Genomic DNA, 16,749 nt, shown 5'->3' with positions numbered 1-16,749 from the left:
TCCGCACCCTCGGCCCCCGCCTCCGCGCCCTCGTCGGCACCGTCGTCGGCACCGTCCGCCGCACCGGCCTCCCCGGCCGCGGGTTCCGGCGCCACGCTGACGGGAGCCTCGGCCACCGTGCTCGACATGGTCAACCAAGAGCGGGCGAAGGCCGGCTGCACCGCCCTGAAGGTCAACGCCAAGCTGAACCGGGCCGCGCAGGACCACAGCAAGGACATGGCCTCGCACCAGAACATGTCGCACACCGGTTCCGACGGTTCGTCCCCCGCCGACCGCATCTCCTCGGCGGGCTACGACTGGAGCAGCTACGGCGAGAACGTGGCCTACGGCTACTCCTCAGCCTCCAGCGTGATGAGCGCATGGATGGCCAGCCCGGGTCACAAGCGGAACATACTGGACTGCTCGTACAAGGAGATAGGGATCGCGCTGGCGCAGCCCGGCAACTACTGGACGCAGGACTTCGGCGCCGCGCGCTGAAGCAGGACGCCGGCAGGACCGGCCGCCCCCGTGGCGGCCGGGCCTCCCGGCGTACGTGCGGTGGGATCAGCGCAGGCCGCGGCCGAGCGCGTTGATCAGCTCGCCATTGGTGGTGTCCCCGCTCAGCTCCCAGAAGAAGGCGCCGCCGAGGCCCTGTGACTTCGCCCAGGCCGCCTTGCCCCGGAGGGTGAGCGGCGTGTCGTAGCTCCACCACTCGTCGCCGCAGCGGGCGTACGCGGTGCCGGCGACCACGCGCGTGGCCGGGCAGCGGGTCTTGAGCACCTTGTAGTCCTCGCTGCCCGCCTCCCAGGTGCCGGGGGCGGGGCCGGTGGCGTCGCCGCCGGGCGCCGTCCGCGTCACGCCGGTCCAGCCGCGGCCGTAGAAGCCGAGGCCCAGCAGGAGCTTGCGGGCCGGGATGCCGAGGCCGCGCAGCTTGCGGATGGTCGCCGCCGCGTTGGAGGTCTTCTCCGGGATGCCGCGGTAGGAGGTGAGCGGCGAGTGGGGGGCGGTCGGGCCGGTGGCCGACCAGGTGCCGAAGTAGTCGTAGGTCATCGGGTTGTACCAGTCGACGTACTTCGCGGCGCCCGCGTAGTCGGCGGCGTCGATCTTGCCGCCGTCCGAGGCGTCGGCGGTAATGGCGGCGGTGACCAGGTTCTTCTTGCCGAAACGGTGGCGTACCGCGGCCATCAGGTCCGTGTACGCGGTCGGGCCGCTGGTGTCGCAGGACATGCCGCAGGCGTTGGGGTACTCCCAGTCGATGTCGATGCCGTCGAACACGTCGGCCCAGCGCGGGTCCTCGACGAGGGCGTAGCAGGAGTCGGCGAAGGCCTTCGGGTCGGCCGCGGCCTGGGTGAAGCCCGGCGACCAGCTCCAGCCGCCGAAGCTCCACAGGATCTTGATGTCCGGGTACTGCTTCTTGAGCTTGCGCAGCTGGTTGAAGTTCCCGTGCAGCGCGCCGTCCGCGGTGCTGTCGGCGACGCCGTCGACGCTGCCGGCCGCGTCGTAGGGCTTCTGGTGGTCGGCCCAATCGTCGCCGACGGCGCACTTGCCGTCGCTCACGTTGCCGAAGGCGTAGTTGATGTGGGTGAGCCGCGAGGCAGCGCCCGAGGTGACGATGTTCTTGACGTGGTAGTCGCGGGCGTAGACGCCCCAGTCGATGAAGTAGCCGACGACTTTCGACGTGGCTCCCGTGGTGTGCGGGGCGTGGTGGCCGTGGCCGTGGGACGCCGCCGCGGGCGCGGGCTGGGCCGCGGCGGGGCCGGTGACCAGGCTCGCGGTGAGCAGCGCCGTGCCGGCGGCGACGAGGCCGACCAGCGTTCTGCGGAACCGTGATCCCTGCTGTCTGGGCATGGAGTCACCTCTGGTGAGGAAGCGGTCGTGAGCGCGCGTGGATGCGGGGACACCCTAGAAGGACTAGACCAATGGGGTCAATGGTCTGCACCAATTCGGAAGTCCCCGCTCCACGCGGCGTGTTGACCGTCCGTCAGAGCGGCTGCAGCGTCCAGGACCAGCGGTGGGTACCCGGGCCCACCCGGTACGCCGGCAGGGTGTCGGGGCCGCAGGAGGCGGTGCCGACCCCGCGGTGGGCGGCGTCCAGGTGGACCACGCACGCGGCGCGCGGCTCGAGTTCGTCGTGGTGGGCGGCGGCCGTCAGGTCCGCGGCGCGGTAGCGGGTGACGCTCACCTGGCGCGGCACGTCCAGGTGGACGGCGATCCCCGGCGCGGCCGCGGCCCCGGTGAGCGTGAAGCGCCGCACGTCGTGCCGGCCGCCGCTCTCCTGCGGCCTCAGGTACGGCGTGAACAGCGCGTCCACGGCCGACCGGTGGACCCCCACGGTCGCACCCGCGCACCGGTCGGGGTACGTCTCGCCGGGGCCCCGCCCGAACCATTCCAGGGTGCCGAGCCCCGCCACGGTCTCGAAGACGGTGCCGACCCGCGGCAGGTCGGTCAGCGCATCCGGCAGCACCGCGGTCTCGTCGACGAGCAGCCCTCCGTTCGGCAACGGCGTGAGGACCTGCTCGTGGCCGACGGTGCCCGCGCCGTCCGTCGCGTACGCCGAGCGCACCACCACGCTCGCGCCCTCCCTGCCGACCGACACCAGGGTGCGTTCCAGGGCGTGCAGGCCCCAGGCGCGCCAGCGGGCTGCGATGCCGCCCCACTCGTCGTTGTCGGTGGGGGCGCGCCACAGCGTCAGCACGGGCGGCGCCGTGAGCAGCGGATGCCGGAGCAGTCCGGCGTCGTCGAGCTCCACCGCCCCCACCCCGTCACCGGCGAGCACGGCGCCCGCCCGGGTGAGCAGGTCCCGGTGGTCCTCGGCGAGCACCACCTGCGGGGCGCACACGAGCGTGCCGCGCGGCGCCCACGGCAGGTCCTGCGCCGTCGTGACGCGCAGCGTCAGGTGCGAGTCGCCGTGCGGCAGCAGGCTGGTGGGCAGCGGCACCACCGCGCTCTCCCCGGGCGCGAGGTCCGGGAGCCGGGCGGGGGCGGTGCCGGAGTCGCCGATGTGCCACCGCGCGCTCAGCCACGCCAGGTCCGCGAAGTGCTGCCGGTTGGTGATCCGCGCCTCGCGGCGGTCGGGGGTGAGCTCCAGCCGCAGCGGGGCGGCGATCTCGCGGTGCTCGGCCATCGCGGGCTTGGGCGTCCGGTCGGGCAGGACCAGGCCGTCGGCGCAGAAGGCCCCGTCGTGCGGCGTGTCGCCGAAGTCGCCGCCGTACGCCCAGCGGTAGCCGGGGGCGGTCACCCCGTCGGCGTAGGCGTCGGCGGGGGCGTCGGGCCCGGCCGGGCGGCCGGCCCCCTCCCCGGTGAGCCGCTGGAGGATGCCGTGGTCCCGGAACTCCCAGACGAAGCCGCCCTGCAGGCCCGGGGTGGACTCGATGGCCCGCCAGTAGTCGGCCAGGGAGCCGTTGCTGTTGCCCATGGCGTGCGAGTACTCGCACAGGATGAGCGGCTTGGAGTGCGGGCCGGCCGTGATCTCCTCGATGGAGGCGTACATCGGGCAGATGATGTCGCTCGCGGACTGCGCCTCCTCCCAGGCGTCCTTGATCGCGCCCTCGTACTGCACGGGCCGGGTCGGGTCGGTGCGCCGCAGCCAGCCCGCGGCGGCGTCGTGGTGGGCGCCGTGGTCGCTCTCGTTGCCCAGCGACCAGACGACGACACTGGGGTGGTTGCGGTCGCGCAGCACCATCCGGGCCACCCGGTCGGTGAACGCCCCCAGGTAGCGGGGGTCGTCGGCCAGCTCGTGGGCGTGGTCGTGGGTCTCGATGTCGGCCTCGTCCACGACGTACAGGCCGAGTTCGTCGGCGAGGGAGAGCAGGGCCGGGTCGGGCGGGTAGTGCGCGGTGCGCACCGCGTTGAAGCCGTGCCGCTTCAGCAGGCACAGGTCCGCCCGCATCTCCTCGGCGTCGACCACGCGCCCGGTCAGGGGGTGGAAGTCGTGCCGGTTGACCCCGCGGAAGTAGACCCGGACGCCGTTGACCAGCAGGTCGGCCCCGGAGATCTCCACGCGGCGGAACCCGACGCGGTGGCGCGACTCGTCGGCCACGCTGCCGTCCGCCCGGTGCAGCCGCACGGTCAGGTCGTACAGGTGCGGCGTCTCGGCGGTCCACGGCCGGACACCGGGCACCGTGGCCCGGATGCGGGCCTCGCCGAGGAAGTCCGAGACGCGCTCGCTCGCGACGTTGGCCCGCGCGAAGGCCTCGTCGGCGGGGAGCCGCAGGATGCCGTCCGGGGTGCACAGCAGTCCGGACACGCTCCAGCCCGCCGGGAGGGCGCCCTCCCCGCTGCGGACCCGGACCGCGACGTCGAGGGTGCCGCCGGGCACGGCCGTGATCCCCACGTCCGCCAGGTGGAGCGGGTCGGTGGCGTAGAGGTGGACGGAGCGGGTGATGCCGCCGTGCCACCACTGGTCCTGGTCCTCCAGGAAGGTCGCGTCGGACCACTTGACGACCGTCAGGCGCACGGTGTTGCGCTCCCCCGGGCGCACCGCGTGCGTGACGTCGAACTCCGAGGCGAGGCGGGAGTCCTTGCCCACCCCGACGGCGGTGCCGTTGACGTGCGCGATCAGCACGCTCTCGGCGGCCCCGACGTGGAGCACCACCCGCCGCCCCGCCCAGTCGGCGGGTACGTCGGCCTCCCGCTCGTACACCCCGGTCGGGTTGCGTCCGGCCGGCGGTGAGGGCGGCAGGTCGGGGAAGGGCATCGTCACGTTGGTGTAGTGCGGCAGGTCGCGCACGCCGTGGATGTCGTCGAAGTCCTGGACGGTCCAGCAGCCGGGCACGTCCGTCTGCGCCCAGCGGCCGGCGAGCGGGGTGCGCGGGGTGGGCAGCAGCTGGAAGCGCCAGCGCCCGTCCAGCGCTACCCGGGGCGCGTCGGGGCGGACGACGGCGTGCATCGGCAGCCGGCGCCATCCGGTCAGCTCGGGGGCGTCCCACGGGTCGATCGGAACGACGGGCTCTGCGCTTGCGGGGCGGCGGTCCTGCATGGGGGTTCCCTCCCGGGAGCGGTCGGTTCGCGGTGGGGCGCGGTGACGGCGGGCCGCGTGGGGACGAGGACCGGGGCGGCGTCGCCGGGGGTGGCCCGGCGGCCGCGGGTCGGGGCCCGCGGTGCGGCGCGATCGGCGCCGGGGAGGACGAGGGTCCGCTGCGACGGCACGGGGTGACGGCCAGGCGGTGCGTCGTCCGGGGCGGGCGTGGTGCGCGCGCCCCGGACGGCCCGGAACGGTCGGACGGGTGGCCGGCGGCCGGTGGCCGGACCGTTCCGGGCGGTGGGGCGGCTACGCGCGCGGCGTGAGACGCAGGGTGAGGATCTGGAACGGCCGCAGGGACACCCGGATCCCTCCGTCGGGCCCTACCTGCGCGCTCTCCCCCTCCAACGGGCGTTCCAGCAGGTCGGTCACCTGCACCCGCTGCACCGGGAACGAGGCGCGCAGGGTGGTCGCGGCGCGCCCGCCGAGCGACTCGTACAGCCGGACGACCACGTCGCCGGACCGGTCGTCGGCGAGCTTGACCGCCTCGATCGCGGCCCGCGTGCCGTCGAGGGTCACCAGGGGCGCGACCGGCCCGGTGCCCACGGCCCCGGCGGTGACGCGCAGCGGCAGGTTGAGCTCGTAGCCGCCCGCCACGGCGTCCTCCACGGCCGCGCCGGGCAGCAGCGCGTACGTCATGCGGTGCGTGCCCTGGTCGGCGTGCGGGTCGGGCACGCGGGGCGCCCGGACCAGGCTGAGCCGCAGCGTCGTGGTGGTGCCGCCGTCCTCGCGGGAGGTGCGGCCGACATCGTGGCCGTAGGTCGAGTCGTTGAGCACGGCCACGCCGTACCCGGGCTCGGCGACGTGCACCCAGCGGTGGCAGAAGACCTCGAAACGGGCCGCGTCCCAGCTGGTGTTGGTGTGCGTGGGCCGGAAGACGTGCCCGAACTGGATCTCGGCGGCGCTCCGGTCGGCGTGCACGTCCAGCGGGAAGGCCGCCTTGAGGATCTTCTCGCTCTCGTGCCAGTCGATCTCCGTCTCGAAGTCGATCCGCGGGCTGCCCGCGCGCAGCCGCACCGTCTGCGCGAGGCGGGAGCCCCCGAAGGACCGCTCGACGCGGATGGCGCCCACGAGCGGGCCCTCCTCCACGACGGTGATCGCGTCGGCGGCCGTCAGGTCGGTGTACTGGCGACGGTAGTGCCGGTCGATGTCCCAGGCGTCCCACTGGTTGGGCAGGTCGGTGTGGAGCCGCAGCAGGTTGCCGCGCTCGCCCGGGGCCAGCACCTCGCGGCCGGCGGTCAGGTCGAACACCGAGGTGAGCAGCCCGTCGTCGTCGAGTTCGACCCGGACCAGCCCGTTGTCCAGGACACGGCCGGTGACGGTCACCTTGCCGCCCGGCTCACCCGCCACGACCGGCCCCGCCCCGGAGGCCGGCAGCTCGGCGAAGACCGCCACCCGGCCGTCGGCGAGCGGCTGGCCTCCGGCTCCGTCCGGCGCCGCCGGCACCGCGACGACCTCCGCCCGGGCCCGCGGCGAGGTGTTGAACACCCACGGCGCCGACGGCCCGGTGCCGGGGTCGCCGGCCACCACCGCGGCGGCGCCGGCCGTGATCGCCTCCAGCTCCTCCTTCAGGCGGGCGTAGGTCGCCTCGGCCTCGCGGTGCACCCAGGCGATGGAGGAGCCGGGCAGGATGTCGTGGAACTGGTGGAGCAGGACCGTCTTCCACAGCCGGTCGAGGTCCTCGTACGGGTACGCGTACGAAGGGTCGCGCAGCGCGGCCGTGGCGGCCCACAGCTCGGCCTCGCGCAGCAGGTGCTCGCCGCGCCGGTTGCCGGACTTGGTGCGGGCCTGGCTGGTGTACGTGGCGCGGTGCAGCTCCAGGTAGAGCTCGCCGGACCACACCGGGGCGTCCTCGTACTCCGCCCGGGCCTCGCGGAAGAAGGTGTCCGGGTCCTGGACGACGACCTTGGCCGAGCCCTCCAGGTCGCGCAGGCGCCGGGCCTTCTCCAGCATCTCGCGGGTGGGGCCGCCCCCGCCGTCGCCGTGCCCGAAGGGGACCAGGGAACGCGTGCCGCCGCCCTTGTCGGCGTAGTTGCGCACGGCGTGGGCCATCTCCTCGCCGGAGAACACCGCGTTGTAGGTGTCGACGGGCGGGAAGTGCGTGAAGATGCGGGTGCCGTCGATGCCCTCCCACCAGAAGGTGTGGTGCGGCATCTTGTTCGTCTGGTTCCACGAGATCTTCTGCGTGAGGAACCACTCCATCCCGGCCAGCCGGGCGATCTGCGGGTAGGCGCCGGTGTAGCCGAAGGAGTCGGGCAGCCACACCCCCCGGCACTCGACGCCGAACTCCTCGGCGAAGAAGCGCTTGCCGTGGATCAGCTGGCGGGCCATCGCCTCGCCGCCCGGCAGGTTGCCGTCGGCCTCCACCCACATGCCGCCGACCGGCACCCAGTTGCCGGCCTTCGCCGCCTCCTGCATGCGCCGGTACACCTCGGGGTTGCGCTCCTTCACCCAGGCGTACTGCTGGGCCTGGGAGCAGGCGAAGACCAGCTCCGGATAGTCGGCGGCGAGCGCGGTGACGTTGGAGAAGGTGCGGGCGGTCTTGCGCTTGGTCTCACGCAGCGGCCACAGCCACGCGCTGTCGATGTGGGCGTGGCCGACCGCCGACAGCGTGTGGGCGCTGGCGTGGGCGGGCCGGGACAGCGCCCCGGCGAGTTCCGCGCGGGCCGCGGCGGCGGTGCCGGCGACGTCCGCGATGTCGAGGGCGTCGAGCATCCGCTCCAGGGCGCGCAGCAGTTCGTGGCGGCGCGGCTCGGCCGTGGACAGCTCACGCATCAGCTCGCCCGCGACCTCGATGTCCAGGACGAGGTGCCACACGTCCTCGTCGAGCACGGCGAGGTCCGCGCGGGCCATCGTGTACAGCGGTTCCGCCGGCGCCGTGAGCCGGTCGCCGAGCGGGGTCGGCAGGAACCCCTTGGCCAGGATGTCGGGGTTGGCGGCGGCCTCCAGCAGCAGTTCCACCGGTTCGCCGCCGGCCGCGGGGTTCGCGACGGGCACGTACTGGTTGCGCGGCTCGATGCCCTTGACCGGGGTGCCGGACGCGTCGTGGACCAGGGCCTCGGCCTGGCCGCCCGGCCAGTCACCGATGAAGCCGAGGTCGAAGACGGCCTCGACGCGCCGGCCGGCCCAATCCGCGGGAACGGTGCCCCGGGCGCGTATCCAGCTGGTCGACCAAGGGGTGCCCCAGCGGTCGCCGGTCGCGAAGGGGACGTACTCGGCGGCCAGCGCCTCTCCCACCGGCACCGGTTCGCCGTCCACGTGCCACGCGGTGAGCGTCAGCGGCACCGACGCCGCGTACACCGCGGGGCGGATGCGCTGTTCGAGGACGCGGTCGAGGCGCGCCTCGACCTGCTTGCGGTCGTCGTGCATGGGTGCTGGTCCCCTCAGTCCCGGAGGTAGGCGAGGTCGGGTACGTGCTTGCGGTAGCCGTCGAGCAGACGCTGGGCGACGGCGACGGAGTCGACGAGCGGGTGGAGCGCGAAGGCGCGCAGCGCGGCGGCGCGCTCGCCGGTGGTGGCGGCCCGGATGACGTCGCGCTCGACGGCCTTGACGGAGGTGACCAGGCCGACGGCGTGGCCGGGCAGCGGATCACCGACGATCGGGCGGGCGCCGTTGGCGTCCACGTGGCAGGGCACCTCGACGACGGCCTCGGCGTCGAGCGGCTCCAAAGCGCGGCGGTTGCGGACGTTGAGGATCAGCGTCGTGCGCTCGTCGAGGGCGATGGCCCGCATCAGGGCGAGGGCGACCTTCTCGTAGCCGCCGGACTCCAGGTCGCACGAGTCGCGTTCGCCGGCTCCCGCGGCCTCCCGGACGTCGGCGCCGTAGGTCGTCTCGCGCTCCAGGCGGGTGGCGTCCCAGGCCGCGAAGGGCTCCGTGCCCGGGGCGCGCATCGTCTCGTAGAAGCGCTGCTGCTGCTCCAGGAGGAAGGCGCCGCGGGTGTGCTCGGCGTCGCGCGCGGCGGCGACGGTCTCGCGGTTGGAGTAGTAGTAGTTCAGGTACTCGTTGGGCACCGAGCCGAGGGTGCGCAGCCACTCGGCGCCGAAGAGCTTGCCCTCCTCGAAGGAGGTGAGCGCCGCCTCGTCGGCCAGCAGGCGCGGGAGCAGGTCGACGCCGTCCACGCGCACCGCCCGCAGCCAGCCGAGGTGGTTCAGGCCCGCGTAGTCGAACCAGGCGCGGCCGGCGTCGACGCCCAGGGCGCGCGCCACCCTCCTGCCGAGGCCGACGGGCGAGTCGCAGATGCCGATGACGCGGTCGCCGAGGTGGTGGGACATGGCCTCGGTGACCATGCCGGCGGGGTTGGTGAAGTTGATGACCCAGGCGTCGGGCGCGAGCCGCGCGATGCGGCGGGCGATGTCGACGGCGACGGGGATGGTGCGCAGCCCGTACGCGATGCCGCCGGGGCCGACCGTCTCCTGGCCGAGGACGCCCTCGTCGAGGGCGACGCGCTCGTCGACGACGCGTCCGGCGAGGCCGCCGACGCGGATCGCGGAGAAGACGAAGTCGGCGCCGGTGACGGCCTCGTCGAGGTCGGTGGTGACGGTGACCCCGGGCGCGTCGGGGTGTCCCTGCGCCTGCTGCCGCAGCACCCGGACGATGGCGTCCAGGCGTCCGGGGTCCAGGTCGTGCAGGGTCACGTGGGTGACGCGGCCCGCCGCACGGTCCTCCAGCAGGGCGCGGTAGACCAGCGGGACGCGGAAGCCGCCACCACCGAGAATCGTGAGCCTCATACCTCGACCACCTCCACCCCCGCCTCGCGCAGCGAGGTCCGGGTCGTCGCGTCCGCCGGGGCGTTGGTCACCACGACGTCGATGTCCTCGGGCCCGCACACGCGGGCCATGCCGGTGCCGGGGAACTTCCCGGCGTCCGCCGCGAGCACCACCTGGTCGCTCGCCGCGATCATGGCCCGTTTGACGGGCACCTCCACGGCGGTCGTGTCCAGTATCTGCCCGCCCGGGCGGATGCCGCTGGTGCCCAGGATCAGCCGGTCGGCCCGGACCTGGCGCAGGTTGTCCTCGGTGAGGAAGCCGACCAGGGAGCGGTACTCGCGGCGCACGACCCCGCCGAGCAGCACCAGCTGGACGTCCTTCTCGTCCTGCAGCTCCTCGTAGACCGCGAGGTTGCTGGTGATCACCGTGAGCGAGCGGCCGCGCAGGTGCCGGGCGACCCGCAGTGCGGTGGTCCCGATGTCCAGCAGCACGGTCTCGCCGTCCTGGATGATCTCGGCGCAGCGGACGGCGATGGCGTCCTTGGCCTCGACGCGGACGGCGGCGACGTCCGGGAACGGGTCGTCCTCGCCGGTCAGCGGGACCGCGCCACCGTAGACCCGCTTCAGCAGGCCCTCGTCCTCGAGCTGGATGAGGTCGCGGCGGATCGTGGCCTGGCTGGCGCCGATCCGCTCGGCCAGCACGGTCACCGAGGTGGGGCCGTCCGCCCGCAGCGCACGGAGGATCAGCTCATGTCGTCGGTCGGGGAGCATGGCACGAACCCTACCCGGGCTCTCTGCAAAGTCAATCAAAGTCGAGCAGGTTTGTGATTGACCCTTGTCAAACCACTGCACAGCATGCAAGCTCTTGCCTACTTCAGGCCGGGGCGTCCCCCTGTCCGGGCCTGGACCGGGGGGGGACACGAAGCACCGGGCGCCCCGCGCCGGTGCCCCTGGAGAGGTAGGTCGCAATGCCGCGGTCGACACACGCCGGCAGCACCCGGGAGGAGGCAGCCGATGTCTTCCTGTCCGGGCTGCTCTTCTTCGACCTGGGTTTCACCGGGCTCCCCTCGGCTCCCACCCCGGGCGCCGAGGTGTGGACCAAGGGCATGGGCACGTCCCCCGGCGGGATCGCCAACTTCGCGGTCGCGCTGAGCAGGCTGGGGCTGCGCACGTCGCTGTCCGCGGCCTTCGGCGAGGACCTGCTCGGCACGCACCTGTGGCACGAGCTGTCCGTCACCGAGGGCGTCGACCTCTCCCGCTCGCGCCGTTTCGCCGGGTGGCCGACCCCGGTGACCGTCTCGCTGGCGTACGACGGCGACCGGGCGCTGGTCACCCACGGCGAGGAGCCGCCGCTCGTCCCGGACGCGATGATCGGCGAACCGCCGCCCAGCCGGGCCGCGATCGCTCACATCGGCGCCGAGCCGCTGGAGTGGGTGGGGCGCGCGCACGCGGCGGGCACCCTGGTCTTCGCCGACGTCGGCTGGGACCCCTCGGAGCGCTGGAGCCCGGCGGTGCTGGAACAGCTCGCCCTGTGCCACGCCTTCATGCCCAACGCCGAGGAGGCGATGGCCTACACCCGCACCGGCACCCCGCGGGCGGCGTTGTCCCGGCTGGCCGACCTGGTGCCGCTCGCCGTGGTCACCGACGGCGCCGGGGGCGCGCTGGCGGTGGACTCCACGACGGGCGAGAGCGCGTCGGTGGCCGGCCTGCCGGTGGACGCCGTCGACACCACCGGCGCCGGGGACGTCTTCGGGGCCGGGCTGGTCGCCGCCACCCTGGCCGGCCTGCCGCTCGCCGACCGGCTGCGCTTCGCCAACCTCGTCGCCGCGCTGTCCGTGCGGCGGATCGGTGGCGCCGCCGCCGCACCGGACGTGGCCGCCGTCGGCCGCTGGTGGCGGTCCGTGCGCGACTCCCCCGGCAACGACGACCTGCGCTCCGCCTACGCCTTCCTCGACCACACCGTGCCGGCCGCCGCGACGACCGCCGCCGGCCCGCACCACGCCGACCAGCCCGAGCAGTAGGAGAACCCCGTGGACCTTTCCCGCAGACGATTCCTGCAGGCGACCGTGCTCACCGCCGCGGCCGCCGGCCTCACCGCCGCGTGCGGTGGCGGCGGAGCGGGCGGCACCAGGAACGGCAAGAACCTCACGCTCTGGTACTGGGGCGGCGGGCTGAGCGACAAGGTTGTCAAGGACGCCGAGGCGCACTTCACCGCAGTGACCCTGAAGTCCGCGCAGATAGGCGGCGACTTCAAGCAGAAGCTGCTCACGACGCTGACCGGCGGCCAGTCCGTGCCCGACATCACCGGCATCAAGGGCGAGGACATGGCCTCCTTCCTGCCCAACGCCAACCGCTTCCTGGACCTCAACGACCTGGGCTTCAAGGACGTGGCCCCGCAGTACCTGGAGTGGAAGACCAAGCTGGCGCGCAGCGAGGACGGCCGGCAGATCGGTTTCCCGATCGACATCGGCCCCACCGCGATGTTCTACCGCGCGGACTTCTTCGAGCAGGCCGGGCTGCCCTCCGAGCCGGAGCAGGTCGCGGCGCAGATCAAGAGCTGGGACGACTGGCTGGCCGCGGGCCGGGAGCTGCACAAGGCGGTGCCGTCGGCGTCGCTGATCAACAGCGCCAGCGCGGTCTTCGACATCGCCGTGGGCCAGGGCACGCAGCGCTTCATCGACACCGACAACCACTTCGTCGGCGACCAGGACCACATCCGTGCCGCCTGGGACCTGGCCGTGCGGCCGTACGAGCTCGGGCTCGACGCCAAGATCAACGACAACAGCTGGAACGCGGCCATCGCCAAGGGCACGCTGGCGACCGAACTCGGCGCCGCCTGGCACGCCCTGGACATCTCCTCCGCCGCCCCCGACTCCAAGGGCAAGTGGCGCGTGGCCCCGATGCCGGGCGGCCCGTCCAACCTCGGCGGCTCCTTCCTGGCGCTGCCCCGCCAGTGCCGCAACCCCGAGCAGGCCTTCAAGGTCGTGAGCTGGCTGCTGAGCCCCGCCAACGACGCCCGCGGCTTCGCCGACGCCGCGATCTTCCCGGCCGCCCCCGCGGCGTACGCGATGCCGCAGATGACCGCCGGCGATCCGTACTTCGGCGGCCAGAAGACCATCGACGTCTTCGGGCCGGCCGCCAAGGCGATCCCGGCGGCCTACGAGGCCCCGGCGGACGCGGCCCTGATGGCGACGTACAAGACCGAGCTGACCAACGTCGAGACCAAGGGCAAGAAGGCGGACGACGCCTGGAAGGACGCCGTGGCCCAGGCCAAGCAGGTCGCGCAGCGGCAGGGCGTGCGCTGACATGGCGGCGCCTCCGACCACCGGCCCCGGCTCCGTCGCGGTGGACGCCACCGGCGGCGGCCCGGGGCGGCCGCGGTTCCGTCCGCGCCGCTCCGCGCCCGCGCACCACCTGCCGCAGCCGGCGGCGCGGGCCGCCCGGCGCGGTGCGCTGTCCTTCTGGCCGCAGTACCTGGCGATCTCGCCGTTCTACCTGGTCTTCGGCGTCTTCATGCTCTGGCCGGTGTTCTACTCGCTCTACCTGGCCTTCCACCGCTGGGACGGCATCGGCGAGATGCAGTTCGTCGGGTTGCAGCAGTTCCGCTTCCTGATGGACGACCCGGTCTTCTGGCTGTCGATCCGCAACACCCTGGCCATCTGGGTGCTGTCGACGGTGCCGACGCTCCTGGGGGCGCTGGTGCTGGCCACGCTGCTCAACTCCGTGCGGCGCTTCAAGTCCTTCTACCGGATCGCGCTCTTCCTGCCGAACGTCACGTCGATCGTCGCCATCGCGATCTTCTTCGGGGCGGTCTTCAGCAACAACTTCGGCCTGGTCAACGCGATCCTGCACATGGCCGGCCTGCCCGAGGTCCAGTGGATGAGCAATCCGTGGACCATCAAGCTGGTCATCGCGCTGCTGATGACCTGGCAGTGGACCGGGTACAACATGATCATCTACCTGGCTGGCATGCAGGCCATCCCCGGCGAGGTCTACGAGGCGGCGCGGATCGACGGGGCCGGGCCGGTGCGGACCTTCCTGCGCATCACGATCCCGATCCTGCGCCCGGTCATCCTGTTCACGGTCGTCATCTCGACCGTCAACGGCCTGCAGAGCTTCACCGAGCCGCAGGTCCTGTTCGGGAGCAACGCGGCCAACGCCAATCTCGGCGGCCCCGGCCAGGCGGGTCTGACCACCTTGCTCTACTTCTACCAATCGGCGTTCTCCAACAACGACTTCGGCTACGGGGCCGCCATCGTCTGGGCGTTCTTCGTGCTCATCCTCGTGCTCGTCGTCGTCAACTGGCGCCTCGTCCAGCGCGGGAGGAAGTCATGACGCGCACCGCACGGTCGCTGCGCCCCAAGGGGCTCACCGCGCACCTCGTGCTGATCGTCGCGGTCCTCGTCTCGGTCTTCCCGTTCTACTGGACGATCGTCATGGCGACCAACACCACCCGCGACATCTACCGCACGCCGCCCAAGGTCTCCTTCGGCCCGCACCTGCTGGACAACGTCCGCACGGTGCTCGACAGCATCGACTTCTTCGGCTCGATGCTCAACACGCTGGCCGTCGCCTGCGTCTCGACCGTGCTCGTGCTCCTCGTCGACTCGATCGCGGCCTTCGCCTTCGCCAAGTTCGACTTCCCCGGGCGCAGGTGGCTCTTCGGGGTGCTGCTCGTCTTCATGATGCTGCCGCTGCAGCTGGCGATCATCCCGCAGTACCTGATCATGATGCACCTGGGCTGGCTCGGCACGCTCAAGGCGCTCATCCCGCCCGCGCTGGCCAACGCCTTCGGCATCTTCTGGCTGCGCCAGTACGTCAGCGGGGGCGTCCCCGACGAACTCCTCGACGCCGCCCGCATGGACGGCTGCGGCTTCCTGCGTCAGTACTGGCACGTGGTGCTGCCGATGATCCGCCCGGCGCTGGCGTTCCTCGGGATCTACGCCTTCGTCAACGCCTGGAACGACTACGTCTGGCCGCTGATCGCCCTGGTCAACCCCGAGCACATCACGCTCCAGGTCGCCCTGGCCCAGCTGAACGTCGGCCGCTCCACCGACTACAGCGTTGTGATGGCCGCCGTGCTCATCGCCTCCGCGCCCCTGGTGGTGGTCTTCGCGCTCTTCGCCCGGGGCTTCATCGCGGGCGCGACCGAGGGGGCCGTCCGCGGCTGACCCGGCACCGGTCCCGGGGCGCGCCGCCCGGCGCCCCGGGGCGGCCCGGGGCGGTCAGCCCGTCTGCACCGTGACCATGCCGTTCTCGGTGGTGGCGGTGATCCTGCGGGACGACGACGGATCGTTCGGCACGCTCACCTGCCTCATGCCGACGCCGGTCCGGGCCCGCACGTCGTAGGCGGTTCCGGGCGGCACGGTGACGGTGACCATGCCGTTCCCGGCGGTGGCGGTGACCTCCTGCGGTGCGACCTCGAAGGTCGCCTCGACGGTGCCGTTCTCGCTCGTCAGGGACGCCCGGCGGGCGCCGAGCGCGGTGCCGGTGACGCTCCCGTTGCCCGTGCCGAGGTCGACCGCGCCGGTGACGCCGTCCGCCTCGACCTCCCCGTTGTCCACCCTGACGGTGACGGGCGTCGCGGGGGGCACCCTGACGACGTAGTCGACCTTGCATGGCCGGCTGTTCCCGCACCCGGAGCCGACCAGCCTCAAGGTGCCGCCCTCGACCCGATGACGGGTGGCCGGTTTCACGGCGCCGTACTCCAGGGTCTCGGTCACCGACATCGGCCCGCTCCCCACGGTGATCCGCACGGAGCCGTTCTCATTGCTCACGTCGAGCGCCTTCGCGCCGGAGATCTCGTAGGAGTGCGGGGAGGAGTGCGAGGAGGACCCGCCGGTCGCGCCGCCGGGTGCCCCCTCCCCCGAGGGGACGGCGGAGCCGGTGACGTTGGCACCTGGTGCCCCGTCGCCGCCCGCGTCGCAGGACACCAGGAACCCCGCCGCCGCAAGGGCCAGGACGACCGCCACCGCGCGCCAACTCTTCACCACTGCCTTCTCCTTGCACGTCGTCGACCATCGCCCCACGGGGAGCATATCGCTGCAAAGGCGGCATTCCCGATCCTCCGATGGGGTGACCGGCCCGTCGGCGGACAGGTGGGCAGGCGGCCAGGAAATGACGCGTGGCGGTCGCACCGGCCGCCCGCCTCCGGCCGTTACGGTCCGTGCATGGGACCGGGTATCGCCTTCGCTCTGTGTGCCGCCGTCCTGATGGGGACGGCGACGGTGATGCAGGCCATGGGCGCGCGCCGGGCCGCCGCGGGCTCGCCCGGGGCGCCGTGCTCGGGCGCGCGGACGCTGCTGGCGGCGCTGCGGTGCTGGCCGTTCGTGGCGGGTGTCGGGATGGACGCACTGGGCTTCGCGGCGGAGCTGGTCGCGCTGCGGTCCCTGGCGCTGTTCGTGGTCGAGGCGGCGCTGGCGTCCTCCCTCGCGGTCACCGCGGTCGTGGCGGCGGTGCTGCTGAAGGTGCGGTTGCGTGCGGCGGAGTGGACGGCGGTCGGCGCGGTGTGCGTCGGGCTCGCGGTGCTGGCGCTCTCCGCGGGCCGGGACGGCGGGGGCGAGGGGGACCTGCGGCTGCGGCTGGCGATCCTCGTCACGGCGGTCGTGCTGGCGGTCGCCGGCCGGATCGTGGACCGTCGTGTGACGCGGAGCAGGGCGGCGGTGCTCGGCGCCGTGGCGGGGCTCGGCTTCGGCGTCGTGGCGGTCGCGGTGCGGATGCTCATCGGGTTCGAAGTGGGCGAACTGCTCGCGGACCCGGCGACGTACGCCGTCGTCATCTCGGGGATCACCGGCTTCGTCTTCCTCGTGGACGCCCTCCAGGCGGGCTCGGTGACCGCCGCGACGGCGGCGATGGTCATCACCGAGTCCCTGTGGCCCGCGCTGTTCGGGGTGGTGTGGCTGGGGGACTCCACGCGGCACGACCGGGCCCCGCTCGCCGTGCTCGGCTTCGTGCTCTCGATCGCGGGGGCACTGGCCCTGGCGCGGTTCGGGGAGGCGGAGCAGGAGGCGCCGCCCGCGTCGGCCGCGGGCGGCGCGCCGTGAAG

At 73.2% G+C, this 16,749-nt stretch carries 12 protein-coding genes; 6 read left to right on the top strand and 6 right to left on the bottom strand.

Going from position 1 to position 16,749, the window contains the following annotated elements; translation table 11 throughout:
* The first annotated feature begins 126 nt into the window (after positions 1–126).
* Entirely contained in the window at positions 127–477 is a 351-nt protein-coding gene (locus PV350_RS10220; RefSeq protein ID WP_500333423.1) for a CAP domain-containing protein, read from the top strand.
* Positions 478–543: 66 nt separating this feature from the next.
* On the opposite strand, the gene PV350_RS10215 is transcribed toward PV350_RS10220, so the two are convergent.
* The 5 genes from PV350_RS10215 to PV350_RS10195 form a co-directional block, all read right to left on the bottom strand.
* Complete coding sequence (locus tag PV350_RS10215) at positions 544–1,827, bottom strand: glycoside hydrolase family 18 protein (RefSeq protein WP_500333422.1); 1,284 nt, start codon at positions 1,825–1,827, stop codon at positions 544–546.
* Positions 1,828–1,960: 133 nt separating this feature from the next.
* Positions 1,961–4,957, bottom strand: coding sequence for a glycoside hydrolase family 2 TIM barrel-domain containing protein (locus PV350_RS10210; protein ID WP_500333421.1), 2,997 nt, complete (start codon positions 4,955–4,957; stop codon positions 1,961–1,963).
* Positions 4,958–5,248: 291 nt separating this feature from the next.
* Positions 5,249–8,368 (bottom strand): alpha-mannosidase, encoded by a 3,120-nt coding sequence (locus PV350_RS10205; RefSeq protein WP_500333420.1) that lies wholly within the window; start codon positions 8,366–8,368, stop codon positions 5,249–5,251.
* Positions 8,369–8,382: 14 nt separating this feature from the next.
* Positions 8,383–9,726 (bottom strand): 6-phospho-beta-glucosidase, encoded by a 1,344-nt coding sequence (locus tag PV350_RS10200; protein ID WP_499510471.1) that lies wholly within the window; start codon positions 9,724–9,726, stop codon positions 8,383–8,385.
* Positions 9,723–10,475, bottom strand: a complete 753-nt coding sequence (locus PV350_RS10195; RefSeq protein WP_499510472.1) for a DeoR/GlpR family DNA-binding transcription regulator — start codon at positions 10,473–10,475, stop codon at positions 9,723–9,725. Before PV350_RS10195 ends, PV350_RS10200 begins: the two co-directional genes overlap by 4 nt.
* A 197-nt stretch (positions 10,476–10,672) precedes the next feature.
* Between PV350_RS10195 and PV350_RS10190 the strand changes: the two genes are divergently transcribed.
* The 4 genes from PV350_RS10190 to PV350_RS10175 are packed head-to-tail and all read left to right on the top strand — an operon-like array spanning position 10,673 to position 14,875.
* Positions 10,673–11,725 carry a carbohydrate kinase family protein gene (locus PV350_RS10190; protein WP_500333419.1) on the top strand — a complete coding sequence of 351 codons (1,053 nt, stop codon included), beginning with the start codon at positions 10,673–10,675 and terminating at the stop codon, positions 11,723–11,725.
* Between the two features lie 9 nt (positions 11,726–11,734).
* On the top strand, positions 11,735–13,009 hold the full coding sequence (locus PV350_RS10185) for an ABC transporter substrate-binding protein (RefSeq protein WP_500333418.1): 1,275 nt from the start codon (positions 11,735–11,737) through the stop codon (positions 13,007–13,009).
* A gap of 1 nt (position 13,010) precedes the next feature.
* Positions 13,011–14,039 carry a carbohydrate ABC transporter permease gene (locus PV350_RS10180; RefSeq protein ID WP_499510475.1) on the top strand — a complete coding sequence of 343 codons (1,029 nt, stop codon included), beginning with the start codon at positions 13,011–13,013 and terminating at the stop codon, positions 14,037–14,039.
* A complete protein-coding gene (locus PV350_RS10175) occupies positions 14,036–14,875 on the top strand; it encodes a carbohydrate ABC transporter permease (protein WP_326578253.1) in 840 nt (279 codons plus the stop codon). Before PV350_RS10180 ends, PV350_RS10175 begins: the two co-directional genes overlap by 4 nt.
* A 54-nt stretch (positions 14,876–14,929) precedes the next feature.
* On the opposite strand, the gene PV350_RS10170 is transcribed toward PV350_RS10175, so the two are convergent.
* Complete coding sequence (locus PV350_RS10170; RefSeq protein ID WP_500333417.1) at positions 14,930–15,694, bottom strand: DUF4097 family beta strand repeat-containing protein; 765 nt, start codon at positions 15,692–15,694, stop codon at positions 14,930–14,932.
* A 180-nt stretch (positions 15,695–15,874) separates the two neighbouring features.
* Here PV350_RS10170 and PV350_RS10165 point away from each other — a divergent pair, with 180 nt between their 5' ends.
* On the top strand, positions 15,875–16,747 hold the full coding sequence (locus tag PV350_RS10165; RefSeq protein ID WP_499510477.1) for a DMT family protein: 873 nt from the start codon (positions 15,875–15,877) through the stop codon (positions 16,745–16,747).
* The last annotated feature ends 2 nt before the right edge of the window (positions 16,748–16,749 follow it).

The organism is Streptomyces sp. PA03-6a (genome assembly GCF_033792765.1).
Classification (GTDB): domain Bacteria; phylum Actinomycetota; class Actinomycetes; order Streptomycetales; family Streptomycetaceae; genus Actinacidiphila.
The sequence above is the reverse complement of the archived record's forward strand: the minus strand, read 5'-3'. Positions and strand labels throughout refer to the sequence as shown.

Coding starts and splice junctions, on each gene's coding strand:
- PV350_RS10200 (WP_499510471.1), bottom strand. CDS start 9,726: ATGAGGCTCACGATTCTCGGTGGTGGCGGCTTCCGCGTCCCGCTGGTC.
- PV350_RS10165 (WP_499510477.1), top strand. CDS start 15,875: ATGGGACCGGGTATCGCCTTCGCTCTGTGTGCCGCCGTCCTGATGGGG.
- PV350_RS10220 (WP_500333423.1), top strand. CDS start 127: ATGGTCAACCAAGAGCGGGCGAAGGCCGGCTGCACCGCCCTGAAGGTC.
- PV350_RS10215 (WP_500333422.1), bottom strand. CDS start 1,827: ATGCCCAGACAGCAGGGATCACGGTTCCGCAGAACGCTGGTCGGCCTC.
- PV350_RS10205 (WP_500333420.1), bottom strand. CDS start 8,368: ATGCACGACGACCGCAAGCAGGTCGAGGCGCGCCTCGACCGCGTCCTC.
- PV350_RS10175 (WP_326578253.1), top strand. CDS start 14,036: ATGACGCGCACCGCACGGTCGCTGCGCCCCAAGGGGCTCACCGCGCAC.
- PV350_RS10195 (WP_499510472.1), bottom strand. CDS start 10,475: ATGCTCCCCGACCGACGACATGAGCTGATCCTCCGTGCGCTGCGGGCG.
- PV350_RS10180 (WP_499510475.1), top strand. CDS start 13,011: ATGGCGGCGCCTCCGACCACCGGCCCCGGCTCCGTCGCGGTGGACGCC.
- PV350_RS10210 (WP_500333421.1), bottom strand. CDS start 4,957: ATGCAGGACCGCCGCCCCGCAAGCGCAGAGCCCGTCGTTCCGATCGAC.
- PV350_RS10190 (WP_500333419.1), top strand. CDS start 10,673: ATGCCGCGGTCGACACACGCCGGCAGCACCCGGGAGGAGGCAGCCGAT.